This window comes from Sorangiineae bacterium MSr12523, from assembly GCA_037157775.1.
Classification (GTDB): Bacteria; Myxococcota_A; Polyangia; order Polyangiales; family Polyangiaceae; genus Pendulispora; species Pendulispora brunnea.
Genome location: CP089982.1, coordinates 4,167,497 through 4,183,963, shown reverse-complemented (window position 1 = coordinate 4,183,963; position 16,467 = coordinate 4,167,497). Strand labels below are relative to the sequence as shown.

General features: G+C 63.8%; 12 protein-coding genes. 4 read left to right on the top strand and 8 right to left on the bottom strand.

The window, feature by feature from the left end; translation table 11 throughout:
* Positions 1-23: 23 nt before the first annotated feature.
* The 4 genes from asnB to fabD are packed head-to-tail and all read right to left on the bottom strand — an operon-like array spanning position 24 to position 5,683.
* Positions 24-2,012 carry an asparagine synthase (glutamine-hydrolyzing) gene (asnB, locus tag LZC95_16875; protein WXA98500.1) on the bottom strand — a complete coding sequence of 663 codons (1,989 nt, stop codon included), beginning with the start codon at positions 2,010-2,012 and terminating at the stop codon, positions 24-26.
* Between the two features lies 1 nt (position 2,013).
* On the bottom strand, positions 2,014-2,268 hold the full coding sequence (locus LZC95_16870) for a phosphopantetheine-binding protein (protein ID WXA98499.1): 255 nt from the start codon (positions 2,266-2,268) through the stop codon (positions 2,014-2,016).
* Between the two features lies 1 nt (position 2,269).
* The gene (locus tag LZC95_16865; GenBank protein ID WXA98498.1) at positions 2,270-3,721 is read right to left on the bottom strand and encodes an amidase; all 1,452 of its coding nucleotides are present in this window, start codon (positions 3,719-3,721) and stop codon (positions 2,270-2,272) included.
* Between the two features lie 33 nt (positions 3,722-3,754).
* A complete protein-coding gene (fabD, locus tag LZC95_16860; GenBank protein ID WXA98497.1) occupies positions 3,755-5,683 on the bottom strand; it encodes an ACP S-malonyltransferase in 1,929 nt (642 codons plus the stop codon).
* Between the two features lie 763 nt (positions 5,684-6,446).
* Here fabD and LZC95_16855 point away from each other — a divergent pair.
* A complete protein-coding gene (locus tag LZC95_16855) occupies positions 6,447-7,817 on the top strand; it encodes a PfaD family polyunsaturated fatty acid/polyketide biosynthesis protein (protein ID WXA98496.1) in 1,371 nt (456 codons plus the stop codon).
* A 19-nt stretch (positions 7,818-7,836) separates the two neighbouring features.
* Positions 7,837-8,652, top strand: a complete 816-nt coding sequence (locus LZC95_16850) for a methyltransferase domain-containing protein (GenBank protein WXA98495.1) — start codon at positions 7,837-7,839, stop codon at positions 8,650-8,652.
* Here the strand turns inward: LZC95_16850 and LZC95_16845 are convergent.
* The 4 genes from LZC95_16845 to LZC95_16830 form a co-directional block, all read right to left on the bottom strand.
* Complete coding sequence (locus LZC95_16845; GenBank protein WXA98494.1) at positions 8,649-10,280, bottom strand: GMC family oxidoreductase; 1,632 nt, start codon at positions 10,278-10,280, stop codon at positions 8,649-8,651. The two genes, LZC95_16850 and LZC95_16845, sit on opposite strands and share 4 nt — an antisense overlap.
* Entirely contained in the window at positions 10,261-10,773 is a 513-nt protein-coding gene (locus LZC95_16840) for a hypothetical protein (protein ID WXA98493.1), read from the bottom strand. The genes LZC95_16845 and LZC95_16840 overlap by 20 nt, the downstream gene beginning before the upstream one ends.
* Entirely contained in the window at positions 10,770-11,654 is an 885-nt protein-coding gene (locus LZC95_16835) for a GntR family transcriptional regulator (GenBank protein ID WXA98492.1), read from the bottom strand. Before LZC95_16835 ends, LZC95_16840 begins: the two co-directional genes overlap by 4 nt.
* Positions 11,655-11,729: 75 nt before the next feature.
* Entirely contained in the window at positions 11,730-14,069 is a 2,340-nt protein-coding gene (locus LZC95_16830) for a hypothetical protein (GenBank protein WXA98491.1), read from the bottom strand.
* A 176-nt stretch (positions 14,070-14,245) separates the two neighbouring features.
* Between LZC95_16830 and LZC95_16825 the strand changes: the two genes are divergently transcribed.
* Together LZC95_16825 and LZC95_16820 are read left to right on the top strand one after the other, a co-directional pair.
* The gene (locus LZC95_16825) at positions 14,246-15,292 is read left to right on the top strand and encodes a beta-eliminating lyase-related protein (protein ID WXA98490.1); all 1,047 of its coding nucleotides are present in this window, start codon (positions 14,246-14,248) and stop codon (positions 15,290-15,292) included.
* The gene (locus tag LZC95_16820; GenBank protein ID WXA98489.1) at positions 15,289-16,458 is read left to right on the top strand and encodes a tetratricopeptide repeat protein; all 1,170 of its coding nucleotides are present in this window, start codon (positions 15,289-15,291) and stop codon (positions 16,456-16,458) included. The genes LZC95_16825 and LZC95_16820 overlap by 4 nt, the downstream gene beginning before the upstream one ends.
* Positions 16,459-16,467: the final 9 nt, after the last annotated feature.

Sequence of the window (16,467 nt, the reverse complement as noted above, 5' to 3'; positions counted from 1 at the left end):
TCAGCCGCGGCAGATCGTCGGAGCTACAGTTCGCTCACCAGGGAAGCATCGCGCGGGCGGCGATCCACCCGCCTCACCATCAGGTCGTCGACGGGTGCATTCTGCGCCACGCCGGAGATGTTCCGCTCGACGAATTGGTGACGTTGCAGGGCGATGCTCAGCAGAAAAATGAAGGTCTGATTCTCTTTGGTGCTGATTTCCGCGGCGGGCGCGTTGAACACCTTTTCAACGAGGAGCTTGCAGAACCTCGGATCGAGAAGATCGTTCTTCGCGAGCTCGTGCTCCGAGCGCAGGAGCTCCAGGTAGTCCGGCCGGCTCGCCACGAACGCTTTGCTGTCCGGCGCCCGGTAGGGATGCTTTCGCTTGCGGAGATTCTCCGCCGGCAGCGCATGCTCGAACGCCTTGCGGAGCAGATACTTTTCGTCCGAGCCATCGTCGAACTCGAGATTGACCGCCGCCGAAAGCTCGACCACGTTGGGATCGAGAAAGGGGCATCGGTTTTCCACGGAATTGGCCAGCGCCATCCGATCGCCCTGCGACGACAGCAAATACCCCGGCAACAGACTCTGATACTCCAGCCACTGCGCCTTTTCCGTCGCCGAAAAGGCCGAGAAATACGGATGCTCCGCCAGCAGCTGCTGAATGGCACCGAAACCGTCGATGCGCCCCTTGAGCAGGCGCCGCGAGAACAGTCCGTTCTGAATGCGCAACTCGTGCGAAAACAGACCTGGATAGCGCTCCTCCGAGAAGGCTTGGTAGAGCCCCAAAAGATCGGTCGTATCGCGCCCGCTGTAGTGTTTGAGGTACGGATAGAGCCTGCTCAATCGCGACAGCTTGGTCGCATCATCCAGTCCGCTCCACGCGCGGCGGAGCAGCGTTTCCTTGAACAGGTCGTACCCCAAAAAGGCCTCGTCGGCGCCCTCCCCCGTGATCACGACCTTGATGCCATCGTCGCGCACCATCCGCGAAAGCAGATACATGGGCACGAACGCCGTCCGGAACACGGGCACTTCCGCGTGAAAGGCCGCCGCCGGAAAGTGCTCGGCGATCAATTCGTTCGTCACGCGCACGGTCCGGTGCCGCGAGCCGACATGGGCGGCCATGCGACGCTGGTCGGCCGATTCGTCGAACTCCGCATCCTCGAACTCGACCGAATACGTGCGAAATCGATCGGTCACTTGCTCCTTCAGGACGCTCGCGAGGATCGACGAATCGAGTCCGCCGCTCAAATACATCCCCACTTCCACGTCACTCCGCAGGCGCAACGCCACGGCCTGCTGGAGCGCGTCGCGGACCTCCTCGATCGCCTGCGACTCGGAGCGGACTTCGTGCGGCGGAACGAAGTCGATTCGGTGGTAGCGCTCGATTTCCGGCCCCGATTCGGAAATCTTGACGTAGGCGCCTTGGGGAACCTGCCGAATGCCTTTGAATCCACTCTGTTCACCGATCGGCGTCCAGAGCGTCAGGATCGAGGCCACCTGCGGAGGGTCGAACTCGAAGGAAAAGTCCTTGGCCGCCAAAAAGCACTTCATCTCGGAGCCGAACAGCACGTTCGCCCCGTGCTTCGTATAGAAGAGCGGTCGCTTGCCATAGCGATCGCGCGCGAGGTAGAGCGCCTGCTGCCGACGATCGTACAAGGCGAATGCAAATCCGCCGTTGAAACGATTCAGACAATGCGTGCCCCAAGCTTGCCAGGCATGCAGAACGACCTCCGTGTCCGACTCGGTGGTGAAACGGTAACCGAGCGCCTTCAGCTCTTTCCTGAGCTCGACGTAATTGTAAATCTCGCCGTTGTAGCAAAGGAAATACCGCTCATCGGGATCGCTCACCGGTTGTTGCCCGGTTGCGACTCCGACGATGCTCAGACGCACCGTCCCCATACATACCCGTTCGGACAGGTATACGCCCGCCTCGTTGGGACCCCGATGGCGAATGAGGCGCAACATGGCCGCCAGCGTCTCGTCCGCCACCTTGGGCAGGCGGGCGCCGTACATACCGGCAATTCCGCACATGTCAGGCCGCTTTGCCCGCCTCGAGTTTCGCCTCGACGGCTTCCACGATTCCCGACAACGACGAGATCACGTCGGAGAGCAGCTCTTGCTTCGAAAACTTGATGTCGAAGTTTTCTTGCAGAAACTGCATCAATTGCACGTATCCGAACGAATCCATGATGCCCGCCTTGAAGAGATCGGTGGACTCCGTGATTTCATCGTCGAACTTGAACAAAAAGTTCTGCTCCATGTACTCGGAGATTGCTGCCTTGATCATGTTACCCACCACCCATCGTTCCGGAGTTGAGGAGTTGATTTCGTGGAGCGCGTACGCTGCTGCCCGCGCGGGCACGAATCGTTTCTGCAATGTACGCGGCGACACCCAGTAATTTCCTATCTTCGCCGACCCTCCCCACCACTTGAACGGCGATTGGCATGCCCTCCTTGCTCCGCCCCATCGGAACCACCACACATGGATTGCCCAACAAATTGAACGGGTACGTCAGCCCCACGGAAGCTTCCCAATAGCCTCGATGTTTCGTGTGGCCGTTCAGGGTCATCGGGATGGCTCGCCCCGTTTTCTGGTGCGCGAACGCCACCGACGGGGTGGCCGGAAGCACCCAGCCATCGCACCCTCGCATGAAGACGTCCATCCGGCGCCGGAGCGCGGCCTGGTCGCGCTTCAAGGCCTCGTAACTTCCGCGCACGCCCCCTCGAAAGAGCGATCGCACCGCCTCGGAAAGAAAGAAGACCGACATCATCTTGCCGGCGATTTCCTCCGGGCAAAATTCGAACATGAAAAGCCGGATGAACGTGCCAAACAGCTTTTCCATCGCAAACGGCGGTTCGACCTTGGCCACCTCCGCCCCGGCGTTGCACAACGCGGAGAATGTCGCATCCAGGGCACCGCCGACTTCGTCGTCGACCGCTTGCGTGTCGAATCGATGCGTCCAATAGATTTTCGGCGATGCCCCAGTATGGATCGGCAACGATTCGCCCGTCAGGATTTCATGGCAGAGCGCCAAATCCCGAATCGAGCGCGCCATGGGCCCGACGACGGTCAGGCTATCGGGCCTGGCATGCGTCGCATCGTGCAGCGGCAAGAGACCATCGCGTGGAATTCTATCGGCCGAGGTCTTCAGGCCGAAAACACCGCAATAGCTGGACGGAACACGGATGCTGCCCGATGTATCGCTGCCGATGCTCAGGGGCGACATGCCCAGGGCCACCGCCGCAGCATCTCCGCCGGAGCTTCCGCCGGACGTGCGATCCGAATCCCAGGGATTTGTCGTCGTGCCGAAGATGTCGTTCCTCGTTTGAATATCGCTACAAAGTGCGGCGCAGTTCGTCTTGCCGATCACGATGGCGCCTGCCTTCTTCAACTTGTCGACGACCCAGGCGTCCGCAACCGGTACGAAGTCCTTGTACTTGGAGTGCCCGGCGGTGGTCCGCAACCCCGCCGTCAGGAGCGCATCTTTAATCGTAATCGGCACGCCATGCAATGGCCCTCGACTCCTACCTTTGCGCAAATCGGTATCCGCCGCACGCGCATCTTGGAGTGCGCGCGCCTGGTCCAAAGTGGCCAGTGCGTTGCACTCCTTATTTAATTTGGAGATACGCTCGAAGTGGGCCGAAATGACATCTTCGCATGACAGCGACCTCGCGCGTATCGCCTCGGCGAGCGAGGTCGCGTCGTAGCTCGTGAGTCTGTCGGCGAGTGAACCATCCACGCTGAAATCCTCGATAGGCTTCGGTCGGTACGCTCAGGCGGCCGCCTTTTGAATATTGTGCGCGATCTTGGTGAGCACGTTGCCGGGGCCCACTTCGCGAAAATCGCGCACGCCCTTTTCCATGAGAAAATTCATGCTCTGCATCCACTGAACGGGGCGTGTGATCTGATCGATGAGAAGTGACTTGATCGTGGCAGACGCGTTGCGAGTCTCGTACGGCATCGCGGTCACGTTGGAAATGACCGGTATTCGGGGTGCATCGAACTCCATGGGGGCCAAAAAATCGCCGAACGCGCGTGCAGCATCGGCCACGTAGCGCGAGTGAAAGGCCGCACCGACCGGCAAAGGAATATACACCCGCGCCCCAGATTTCTCGAAAATGGGCTTGGCCCGGGTCACATCGTCGAGCGGACCCGAAATCACGATTTGACCGGGGGAGTTGAAATTGGCGATGTCCATGCTCGCCAGGTCGTTTTCCTTCAACACTTGCTGGATGCGGTCCTCTTCCAGGCCGATCACCGCGGCCATGCCGCCGCTCTTGGCTTGGCCCATCAATTCACCGCGCTTTTTCACCAGGCGCAGCCCAGTCAACAAATCGAACGACCCCGCCGCCAGCAGCGCATCGTATTCGCCGAGGCTATGGCCGGCGACGTAGTGCGGTCGTACGCCCTGTGCAATTGCTTCGTAATAGTGAAGTGCGTTCACCATGTACAGGGCGGGCTGGGTGAACTGACTTTCCTTGAGGACGTTCTCGGGGTCTTCCACACACAACCTGCGCAGTGAATATCCGAGCAGGGCATCCACCTCTCTTTCGACCGACGCGTATTGCGGCACGCTGTCGAAGAGCGCAGCCCCCATGCCGCGCTTTTGGGAGCCCTGGCCGGGGAACATGAAGGCAATCGGATTCGCAACGGCCACCACGGGTGTCACGGCGGCCACCACCGGTGCAACGGCGGGCACGGGCACCGCGGCGGGCACCGGAATCGGCCGCGAGGCCAACGCGTCGGTGACCGTCCCAAGCCGGTCCATGGCCTTGCCGAATGGGGAGAAAACCGAGTGACACTTCGATGCGGCCAGGGACTGCGGACTCTGGGGCTGGATGTACTTGATGAACGTAGCCAGCGTACCTGCCGGGTCCATGTCCACGTACTGGTGCGGACCGCTCGCCTCCAGGCTGCGAATCGTGTCCAAGAACCGAATCGGCTCGCGCGTCGCACTCCACAGGTGGTCCTCGGAAAAGCTGCCAGGGATCTTCGAGCGCGTGGCGCAAGAGACCACGGGCAGTTGGCCGGCGCGCATGCTCGTGGACCTCACGTGGCGCTTGAAAGGCAGTTCCGCGGGGTCGATCCACCGCGAATGAAAGGCAAATGACACGGGCAACCTGCGAAAGGTCACGTCTTTGCCTCGCAAAATGCCTTCCACGGCCGACACGTCGTGCGCACGAACCGCGATCACGAAGTTTCCCTCGAAGTTGACCGCGGCCAGCTCACCGTACCGATGCAGGCCTGCGGCGTCGTAGAGGTGCAGCGGCGCCAGAACGGCAATCATGGCCCCCGGTTCGCAGAAGGACTCCAGCGTCTTCGCGTGCTGAATCACCGCTTTGAGCGCATCTTCCACGTCCATGCACCCGGCGATGCTCGCGGCGGTGAAGGTCCCCAGGCTCGCACCAAGCACCATGTGGGGTTGGACCCGCGACTCGATGAGCGCCTTGGCCAGCGAGTACTCCACCATGAAGAGTGCGGGGTGGCTAAGCAGCGTGCGGTCGAAGAGATCGCCTTTTCCCCTACCCTGCTTGTACAGCGCTTCCACCACGGAGGTCCCGGAAAGCTCCCGGGTCATGACGTCGAGCCGATCCATCCATTGCCGGAACACCGGCTGGCGGTCGTAGAGCTCCTGGCCCATTTGGAAGTACTGGGAGCCCTGGCCGGAAAACATGAATACGATGTTCGTCGTCGACACCATCTGCTCCTTCTAAGGGCCCATACTGGAAATCAATTGACCCAACGGAACTTCGATCGCGGCTCTTCCTTGTACCCGGACGACATACGTCGGCCACGACACTCGAACGGATGACACTGCGGCACGAAACGCGTTTAACGAACAGAGACGAGCATTTACTCAGCGACGAAAATCAAATTTCCGAACGACGACGTCCTTTCGACATCAAACGTTCGCGACAGGATCCAATGCGCGTTCACCGTGCGCAAATACCGGACATGAAACACAGAAACACGAGAAAACCCGCTGTTCCATCGTCAGCAGCAATGGCCCCATCTGGAACCTTGTCTTGCAGACACGGCAATCCTTGTCAAGCAGACTTTCGACATCGTGCGTTGTGGCCGAAATCCAACTCCATTAGGAACGACTTAGTTCATTTATCGGCATCAGCCGTAGATGCATATCGACATCATCTGCATCTACATGAGTCGTACTGAAGACACTCGATTGTCGCACTGGTCCAACTCAGGACCAGGACGCATCAACGACCTCCTTTAAATTGAATTGCGTGCCAACTTGTTTAAAGAAGACTTCCACGTCATCAGGCCACGTAACCAGCTTGCCTCTTGCACCACCTTATTTCGCAAGTACTCTCGGCAAACGCACCACTCACCCCATCGCCCGATGGACGCGGGTGAATGAAATTTAAAGTTTCAATTTGCCACGAACCGGTGTCGTTGAAACATCTCGATTGCAGTGAGGCCATCGTGCAGGAATGGGCGCTGGGATGATCACGGCTACTTCGCTGGGCAATTCCGAGTTCAAGGCGGATTACGCGATCAAGTATGCCTACGTGGCCGGCGCCATGTACAAAGGCATCGCGTCCAAAGAGCTCGTCGTGGCGATGGGCAAAGCGGGCCTCATTGGATACTTCGGAACGGGCGGCCTCCGTTTGGAGGAGGTCGAGTCATCCATCCGGTACATTCAGTCGGAATTGTCCACCGGCGCGGGCCGTTCGTACGGAATGAACTTTCTCTCCAATCCGGAGTCACCGGAGACGGAGGAGCGAACGGTCGACATATACCTGCGACACGGGGTCCGCTGTGTGGAGGCCGCCGCGTTCATCCGCATGACCCCCTCGCTGGTACGTTATCGCCTCAAAGGAATTACGCCCGACCCGGCGCGCGGAGCCACGGCGGCCAATCGGATTCTTGCAAAGGTCTCGCGGCCGGAGATCGCATCCGCGTTCATGCAGCCGCCCCCCGAAGCCATCGTTCGAGATCTGGTCACTTCTGGGCGACTCTCGCAGCGGGAAGCGGATCTTGCCCACCTGATTCCCATGGCCGATGACATCTGCGTGGAGGCCGACTCCGGAGGCCACACGGATCGAGGCGTGGCCTATGCGCTGATGCCCGCGATGCTGACCCTGCGCGACGAGATGATGGCCAAATACCACTATGGCCGGCGCATTCGGGTCGGCGCGGCAGGCGGCATTGGCACCCCCCAAGCCGCCGCCGCCGCGTTCGTGATGGGCGCGGACTTCATTTTGACGGGTTCGATCAATCAATGCACACGGGAGGCCGGCACGAGCGACTCGGTGAAGGCGTTGTTGCAGCAGCTCGACGTTCAAGACACCGCCCATGCTCCGGCAGGCGACATGTTCGAGCTAGGCGCGAAGGTGCAAGTCGTGCGCCGCGGATTGTTCTTCCCGGGGCGGGCGAACAAACTTTACGAATTGTACACGCGCCACGATTCGCTCGATGAAATCGACGCGGCGACCCGGCGGCAGATCGAACAAAAATATTTCAAACGGTCGTTCGACCAGGTGTGGGAGGAGACCAAGAATCACTACGCCAAGGCAAACCCGCGAAAGCTCACCGAAATCGAACGCAGCCCGAAGCAAAAGATGGCGGCAATGTTTCGTTGGTATTTCGTCCACACCACACGACTTGCCTTGAATGGCATTGAAGAGCAAAAAGTCGATTATCAAATTCATTGCGGTCCAGCCCTCGGATCGTTCAATCAGTGGGTCAAAGGAACATCCATGGAGCCCTGGCAAAATCGACACGTGGCCGACATTGCCGAGAGGGTCATGTGCGGCACGGCCGACGTGCTGAACGCACGTTTCGGCGCGATGAGTGGTGCGCAGGATCGATAGGCAAACGTAAGATACTTCGATGGACCGCAAGCCAAACGAATTGGACGACGTCTCCGAGGATCGCTACGCCACCGGGTTTCTCAGCAAGGACATCCCCACGGAACTCACGCGTCTGCGCACCTTGGAAACGTGGTCCGATCCAGTGTCGAAGGCCATGATCCTCCAACGGGGCATTCGGCCGAATTGGAGCTGCTTGGAAATGGGCGCCGGCGCAGGTTCCATGTCCTATTGGCTCGCGGAGCAGTGCCCCGAGGGCCGCATCGTGGCCGCGGACAATGATCCGCGCTACCTCGAGGACGGGCGCGCACCCAACCTGGAAATTGCCCGCGTCGATCTCACGAAGCACGAATTTCCCCCGGCGAGCTTCGATTTGGTGCACGCACGGTTTCTTCTGTCCCATTTGGCGCCGCGCAACGACATTGTCAGGCGCGCCGTCCAATGGCTGGCCCCGGGCGGGACCCTGTTGGTGGAGGACTATTACGTACTTCCCATCGAGGAAATCCCGAATCGCGCTTGGCGAGAACTCATGGACGGCGTCAAACGCGCGTTCCTCGTGCAAGGAAGCGATACCCAATGGGTACGCCAGATTCCGTCTCTTTTCGTGGAGCTCGGCCTGGAGGACCTTCGCATCGACATGACACCGGTGCTCATCGGACAGGACAATGTTTCCAATGAGGTATGGAGCCTCGGACTCGCGCAGTTCGTTCCCTTCATGCTCGAAAAGGGCCTCATCACGCGGGAGCAGGTCGCGGCCTACCACGCGCAGCCCCAGGCCGCACGCGTCGATCTTCCATTCGCCACCCTCTCCGTTTCGGCGCGCCGCGGCGAAGGTTAGGCCGCGATTTCCGAGGCGGCCTTTTCGGCGATGCGCGTGGCGGCGAGGCGGGCGATGGCCATGATGGAGTGCTGCGGATTGACACCAAGGTTCGTGGGAAAAACGCTGGAGTCGATGACGTAGAGGGCCTCGGTGCCGTGGACGTCGAAGTTCAGACCGACGGTGCTGCTGCGCGCATCGGGCCCCATGCGCGCCGCCCCAAAGAGGTGGGTCGCAATGTACGAATAGGCGCGCGGATCGAGCGGGCCGTCGGCGATGAGGGCCACGTCGTCCGGTGACGTGAGAATCGACGGAACACCGTAAATTCCGGGCCAGACCTCGCGCGCGCCAGCGTCGAAGAGCATGCGCGCGATGGTGGCGCACGCCGCGCGCGTGGCGACGACGTCGGCCTCGGTCAGCGTGAGGCGAACGCGCGCGCCGCCGCCCCACGCCGGACGAACGGTGCCTTCGGCGCGGGCGCGCACCTGGGCGGCCCAAACGGCGAGGTGCCCGTAATCGGCGAGGCGCTGCGTGAGCTCTTGCCCGGCGCCGGGAATGCGCGCCGCCACGAGCTCCGGCGGCAAAGAGATGGTCTCCAGCTTGAAACGGTGCGTGCGGCGGAAGTGAATGCTCTCGGCGCCCTGGGTGGCGCCGAAGTTCATGCGCACCGGCCTGTCGAACTTTCCCGCGAGGGCCAGGCCGGGGTGGATCTGAAAGTGCTCCCCGAGCGCCGCCCCGCGCACCCCGCTGCGCCGAAGAATGACGGGCGTCTGGATGGTGCTCGCCGCGAGAAGTACACCTTTGCGCGCATGCAACAGGACGCGCCGATCGGTGGCCCGCCACGGATCGGAGCTGGTCGAGCGCGCGACGATGCCCGTCGCCCGCCCGCGCGCACGCAGCACCTGGTCCACGCGGCACGAGGTGAAGATGCGCGCGCCGGCGGCGAGGGCCATGGGAACGTAGGTGACGCTCATGCCGCGCTTGGCGGCGGAGGGACAGCCGCTCAAACAGCGCCCGGATCCGCGGCATCCCGCGTCGTAGCGGCGCATTCTTCCGGCTTCGTAGCCCGCGTTTTTCGCCTGCTCCAGAAAGAGACCGTTGTTCTGGCCGAGGGCATCGTCGGCCACGGCGCGGACATTGAGATCGCGCTCGAGGACGGTGAAGTGGGGCTCGAGGTCGCGCATGGTCAAGGTGTCGCCGAGGCCGAAGTGCTCGGCCCAGTCATCGAGCACGTCCTCCGGCGTGCGCCACGCGATCGCGGAGTTCACCACGGTGCTGCCGCCCACGCACCGACCTTGGAGGAGCGGCAGGAAGCTGCGCCCCTCGACGGCCTGCATGGCGCTGTCGCGAATCAGGCGCTGGAAAGCGCTCTGCACGTCGGCGCCGAATTCGCGCGTCTTGACCCACGGGCCCTCTTCGACGATGGCCACCGCGTGGCCGGCGGAGGCAAGGACGTGCGCGGCCACGGCGCCGGCGGCTCCCGAGCCCACGATGATGAAGTCGAAGCTTTCTTCCACGTCGCGCGCGAGGGTCTCGCCGTCGACGACGGAGCCCTCGGGAAGGTCGTCGTCGGGGTACCGGAGGTTCGCCGCTTGCGGCGACCGACTTTCCACGCCGGGGTCCTCGGCCTCACGCGACGGACTGCTCATCGTGCCGCTCCTCGTCTTCGTCGTCCTCGTGCTGATCTTCGTGCTCGGCGCCCGGTTTTCGACCGATGCCGATGAGGCGCGTGCCCGACTGATTCAACTCGGGATGCGACGTGGCCAAGATGGCCTGGTTCACCGCCGGGGTGCCCGCGTAAAGGACGGCGCCGACGGCCTTGAGCAGCATGACGAGTTGACGCACCACGTAGACGGGGCTCGCGAGCATCTTCCTCAAAAGCGTCTCACGCGATGCCGAATCCAGCGACATGATGGTGCACGCGCGGCAAAGCACGAACATGGGCGCGAGCGCGATGACCCAGATGGCGACGCGCAATCCGAGGGCACTGCGGTACGGGACGCGGCTGCGGATCTGCGTGAGGTACGTTTCCAGGTCCAGATCGCAGATGCCGAGCGGAATGCGTTGGCTCGCCCCCGAAGGGAAAATGGCGCCGAACGCGGCGTACGCCCAGCGCATTTCCATGCGCGTCAGAGTCCTCATGCTTTGCTTCCTGTCTTTGCTGCGCGGGTACCCGATGTCGATTTGGATGCCGGCTTGGCCGTGCCCGCTCCGCGCGGTCCGTCGGAGTGGCGTGCTTGCCATTCGGCGTCCAACGCCTCCAACGCCTGCCTCAAGGTGTCGCGCGCCACCACGGGATCGCCGGCGCGGATGAGGCCTATGACGTAGGGATAAAAGGAAAGGGCCTCCTCGGGACGATCGTAGAGCTCCGCCACGAGCTCGGGTTGCTCGTCGGGAAAGCGGGCAAACGTGTTGAGCAGAAGCTCGAGCCCCACGTTGCGGGTGGCGCGGATGAGCGCGCGCTCGAAGGCAATGTCGCCCCGGGCGAAGGCCACGCGATCGTGGATGCGCCCCTCTTGCTCGTGCGCGCGCTGCTCGAGCGCCTCCAAGTCCGCCGGCGTGTGACGCTTGGCGGCAAGGCCAATGGCCTCCGACGCCACGATGCGTCGCACCTCCAGCATGGACGTGAGGAGCTCGCGCCCCTGCCCTTTGACGAATCCGTCCTTCGTCCACGACGAGCCGATGAGGGCCGCCAGCGCATCGAGCCCGGCGCGCTCGCGCCACGAGGCTACGAGGGTGCCCGCTCCATGACGCGTGACGATCATCCCGAGGGCTTCGAGCCGGGCCAGCGCGGCGCGCAATGTGAGTCGGTTCACGCCGAGCGCGAGCGAGAACTCGCGCTCCGAGGGCAGGCGGGTGCCGGCGGCCAGTCGGCCGGAAAGAATCTCAGCCTGTAAACGATCGGCGACCGCGTCGACCACGCTGGAGCGGGCGATGGGACCAATGGCCGCGAGCGCTTCCAGTGGATTCTCGGGAGAAACAGCTTCTTGGGCGGGATTCGAAGGGCGCGGCGGACGGGGCATGTTGAGTCCTTAACTGGTTCAACCAGTTAACCATACGATGACTCGCCATGCAAACCGCCCCCCTCGCTTTTCGTCTCAGGGCGCGGCGAGATTCAAGGCGCGCGCACGCGTCAGATTGCTGCGTTCGTGGCCATCGTCTTCGAGGCGTCCGTACACGACGAGCGCTTGCCCCGGTGAACGCGCCGCCACCACAGCAGGGCTGTAATAAGGAGCCTCGCGCACCGCCGAGAACAGCACATCCGAGGGCCCCACCACGCCATCCGCCGATACCTCGGCCCCGTAAACATCGAACACCGACGCATTCCCCACCTTGTTGGTCCACACGAGATGGAACCCCGACGCGGTCGGCGTGATGCCGCCGAAAGACCCCGGCGCGGTGGTCACCGTGAACGGATTCGCATCCTTCGGGACGCCGTTCCCATCGAGCCGAGCTCCCAGCCAGCTCGCATTCGCCCCCACCGCGTTCCACCAGACGGCCAAGTACTGCCCACCGGCATAGCCAATGCCGCCCGATCCCTCCCCCGTCGCCACGTTGTTCCCCGAGGCAACCTGCACCTGGGGACCGATCGCGCCCGTCGCCGCGTCCACGGTGACGGAAACGATGCGACCCGTCGCCCCACCGCGATCGAACAAGGCGACGAAGTTCGTACCGTCCGACGCCAAACTCGCGGGCCGCGCCGAGTAGTCGGCGGTCGCGAGCACGAGCCCCTGCGGATCCCGCACCACCCCGCCCTTGCTGACGCGCGCGACCACGTGCCGGTCCTCGATCGTGGGGATGCCGCTTTCGGGATCGTTCGTCACGATCTCGTGCACCCACCCCACGAGGTACCCCTCCGAGCTCGCGACGATGCGCACGGAACCGAACCTCTCGTCCGCGCCGGGCGCCGCGGGTGCGGACACCCGAAACGGCGTCCCCATCGTCCCGTCTGCGCCAATGCTCCGCGCGTAAACGCCGTCCATGCCCGACCAAACGGCGAGGTAATCGCTACCGATGGACGCGGCAACGCCGTTGCCGTTGCTCCCGTCTTCGTTGATGCGAAGAGGCGATGCATCGAGCGGATTGCCGGCGGCATCGGTTCGAGCGGCAAGCAGCACGGCGGTGGAAGGGCCATGCGCCGTCCAAAGCGCGAGGTACCCGGAGCCATTCGAGGCCACGGCCTGTCGGAACTCTTGAGGCCGGGCAAACGCGATCGGAAACACCGCCCCCTGCCTGGTGAGCGGCCGATCGATGCGAACCGCGTTCGCGTCCAGGTAACCATTCGGGTTCCCAAAGTCCCACGCGAGCAAGCCTCCCGTTGCGCTCCACGCCAGAGAGAGCGACTGCTCGGGCATCCCCGTTGTCCCGAGCACCCGATCCGACGCATCGACCGTGGCGCCGTTCTTCACCCGTGCGCCGCGAACCCCATAGCCGTCGTCGGTGAGCCAAAGCACCGTGTACTGCGTGCCGTCCCATCGCACGACGGGACGAGGACTCGACGAAAAAAAGGTCGACTTCGAGATGCGAAATCCGTAGTCGCCATCGAGGCTTCCACCATCGGGCCCGAGCCTCGCGCCCATGACGATCCCCCTCGCAAAATCCGCATCCACGTCACTCCACGTGAGAAAGCATCCCCCAGCACCGTCGCACGCGACATCGGGATGCGGATTCAGGAAGGCATACGTGGCCGCCCCGCATCCGGAGCCTCCCAAAGCCCCATCGGGCGCAATCTGGCGTGCGCAGAACGTCGATGCCCTGCCACCGTAGTCGAACGCGATGACGTGGTGCGTGCCGCTGAACGCCGCCGCCAGCGACTGCCCCGTCACCCCATCGGCCACGACGATGGGCGATGCATCCAGCACCGCCCCCGCCGGCGTCACACGCCACGCATGCACCGAGGTCGTGATCTCGGAGGTCGCCACCACGGCGGCCACGAGAAAATTCGTCCCGTCGAACGTCACCGCGTTCAACGACCTGTAGCCCGACGATGCCACCGTGATCGGCGTCGCATCCACGACGGTGCCGTCCGGCGTCATGCGCACGATCTCGACCCCATCACTGGCCCCTTGGAAACGTTGCCGCGCCACGAGGTAGTAGCCTCCACCGAACGCCACACTCGCCCGTTCGGCCCCTGGAGGAAGCGCTATCCCGCGGGGGTCGAGCACCTGACCATCCGCGGCCACCCGGGTCGCCCCGTTGCCACCATCGTAGACGAGCAAAAAACTCGCCCCGTCCGTCGCCACCACGGGCGACGAGGCGTGCGCGGTCCCGAGCGGAAGATCGTCCATCGTGAACTCGGGCCCCACGACCGCCGCGATCGCGGAGCCGGGCCCCAGGTCCGAAACGGTATGCATCGGTGCATCGGACGATGACCCGCACCCGACCAGCAGCGCACCAACGGCGAGCAGCCTCCAACCTGAAAGATCACGAAGAAGCATGGGCACCCCAACGAGGAAGAGAGATTCCTCTGGGGATTGGCACCTTCACGCCCTTTCCATCACGCCTTCGGGCAGCCCGTTGCGCCAAGCGCACGGCAGGATTGTTTCGCCGCCGCGGTTCGACTCAAGGGCGGATCTTGATTCGAAACCGAATTTTCCGCAGTAAAGTTGATTCGATGATCGATCTTCGCAGCGATACGGTAACCCGCCCCACCCCCGGCATGCGCCAGGCCATCGCCAACGCGGAGGTGGGCGATGACGTGTGGGGCGACGATCCCACGACCCGCGCGCTCGAAGAAGAAGTGGCGGAGCTGCTCGGAAAGGAGGCCGCACTCTTCACCACGAGCGGCGTCATGGCCAACCAGCTCGCCATCGCCATTCAAACCCGACCCGGCGACGAGGTCATCGTCGGCGAGGGCGCGCACGTGATGTGGAACGAGGCCGCGGCCGGCGCCGCGCTTTCCGGCGTGCAGTTCGCCGTCGCCGGTCAGGATGGCTTTTTCACCGCCGACGACGTGGAAGCCGCCATCAAGCCGCGGCTGAATTGGCTGCCCCGCACGTCGCTCGTCTGCGTCGAGAACACCTTGAACCGCGCCGGCGGGCGCGTGTTTCCCCAGGCCACCGTACTCGCCATCGCCGAGCGGATCGCGCCGCACGGCTTCGGCTTCCACCTCGACGGCGCGCGCCTCTGGAACGCGAGCGTCGCCACGGGGCTCTCCGTCAAAGAGCTCGCGGCCCCATTCCACACGACCAGCGTGTGCTTCTCCAAAGGGCTCGGCGCCCCCGTGGGCAGCGCGCTCACCGGCCCGGCCGCGCTCATCGAGGAGGCACGCCGCCTGCGCCATCGTTGGGGCGGCGGCATGCGCCAGTCGGGCATCCTCACCGCGGGCGCACGCTACGCGCTCGCGCACCACCGCGCGCGCCTCGTCGAGGATCACGCGAACGCGCGGCACCTCGCCGAGCTTCTCTCCGGGCCCGCGGCACGCGCGGCGGGCATCTTCGTCGATGTCCACAAGGTGGAGAGCAACATCGTCAACATCGACCTCGACGTCGCCGCGGCACCCGTCGTCGATGCCGCGCGCGACCTCGGTGTGCTCATCAGCGCAACCGCCCTGCGCCGCCTTCGCGCGGTCACGCACCTCGACGTCTCACGCTCCCAGATCGACGAAGCCGCCGCCATCCTCCGCCGCGCCGCCGAAGCTTGCCGCGCAGGTCACGAATGAGAACCCCGGCCCGCATCGCAGTCCTCCTCGCCCTCGCGCTCACGGCATGCCGCGGTGGCAAGGATCCCAACTTCGTGCGCGCCTTCCACGAGGCCGAGCGCGCAGAAACGGCGGGACGCTACGCGGAGGCCTCTGCCCGCTTCGACGAAGCCGCCGCCAAAGCCCCCGATCCGCGCGAAAAAGGCCACGCCGCGTACCTCGCCGCCAAAATGCTCGAACGCGCCGGCGACAATGCCGGTGCGAGCGCACGGCTCGAGGCGATCGCCCAGCAAAACCCGCCCACCGAACACACCGCGCGCGCGCTCTACGATCTCGCCGACCTGCGCATCGCCCACGGGGATCCCGACAAGGGCTACGCCGATCTCACGACGCTCGTGGAGAAGCACCCGTCGAGCGGCCTCGCGCCCCACGCCCTCATCCGCCTCGCCTCACACCGCGACGAAACCTCGGGGCAGAAGGACACCATCGCCTGGCTCGATGGCCTGGGCCCGCGCCTGGGGAAATCGGAGCTCGGCGAAACCATCGCGTACCAAGCCGCACTGCGCACGCAAGCCACCGGCGATCTGCAGGGCGCACACGCACGCTTTCTCGCCGTCGTCGATCGATGGCCGTACCCGTACGGCAACACCTTCGACGACTCGCTCTACCGCGCGAGCGAGATCGACGAGACCCTCGGACGGAACGAGGAGGCCATCGCGCACTTGAATCGCATGCTCGCCGAACGCGAGACCGCGCATTTGCTCGGCACCTACCAGAGGCCGCGCTACATCCAGGCAGCCCTTCGCATCGCCACGCTTTACCGCGATCGCTTGCACGACCGCGCCAAAGCGCGCGAAGCGTTCCACCGCATTTACGCGGACTTCACGACGTCCGTGTACCGCGATGATGCACTCTGGCAGGAGGCCGAGCTCTATCGCCTCGACGGCGACACGAACGCGGCCTGCTCCCGCGCCTCCACGCTCGTACGCGAGTTTCCAGACTCACGCTACGTCCCCTGCGCGGAGGCAAAATGCCCAAGCGTCACCCGCCCCTCCAAGAGCGACGCTCCCAAAAAGTGTCACGACTACTTGAGCCGCGCACGCTCGCCGGAGGCTCCGCATGCGGAGCCGCAACCACCCCAGGCCCCGCTTGCGGGACCGCAATTGCCAGCGGCGGGCGCGAACTGAGAACTCGAA

Bases quoted from the DNA above. Each gene is read 5' to 3' on its own strand.
- asnB (WXA98500.1), bottom strand. From the start codon at position 2,012: ATGTGCGGAATTGCCGGTATGTACGGCGCCCGCCTGCCCAAGGTGGCG.
- LZC95_16870 (WXA98499.1), bottom strand. From the start codon at position 2,268: ATGATCAAGGCAGCAATCTCCGAGTACATGGAGCAGAACTTTTTGTTC.
- fabD (WXA98497.1), bottom strand. From the start codon at position 5,683: ATGGTGTCGACGACGAACATCGTATTCATGTTTTCCGGCCAGGGCTCC.
- LZC95_16855 (WXA98496.1), top strand. From the start codon at position 6,447: ATGATCACGGCTACTTCGCTGGGCAATTCCGAGTTCAAGGCGGATTAC.
- LZC95_16850 (WXA98495.1), top strand. From the start codon at position 7,837: ATGGACCGCAAGCCAAACGAATTGGACGACGTCTCCGAGGATCGCTAC.
- LZC95_16845 (WXA98494.1), bottom strand. From the start codon at position 10,280: ATGAGCAGTCCGTCGCGTGAGGCCGAGGACCCCGGCGTGGAAAGTCGG.
- LZC95_16840 (WXA98493.1), bottom strand. From the start codon at position 10,773: ATGAGGACTCTGACGCGCATGGAAATGCGCTGGGCGTACGCCGCGTTC.
- LZC95_16835 (WXA98492.1), bottom strand. From the start codon at position 11,654: ATGCCCCGTCCGCCGCGCCCTTCGAATCCCGCCCAAGAAGCTGTTTCT.
- LZC95_16830 (WXA98491.1), bottom strand. From the start codon at position 14,069: ATGCTTCTTCGTGATCTTTCAGGTTGGAGGCTGCTCGCCGTTGGTGCG.
- LZC95_16825 (WXA98490.1), top strand. From the start codon at position 14,246: ATGATCGATCTTCGCAGCGATACGGTAACCCGCCCCACCCCCGGCATG.
- LZC95_16820 (WXA98489.1), top strand. From the start codon at position 15,289: ATGAGAACCCCGGCCCGCATCGCAGTCCTCCTCGCCCTCGCGCTCACG.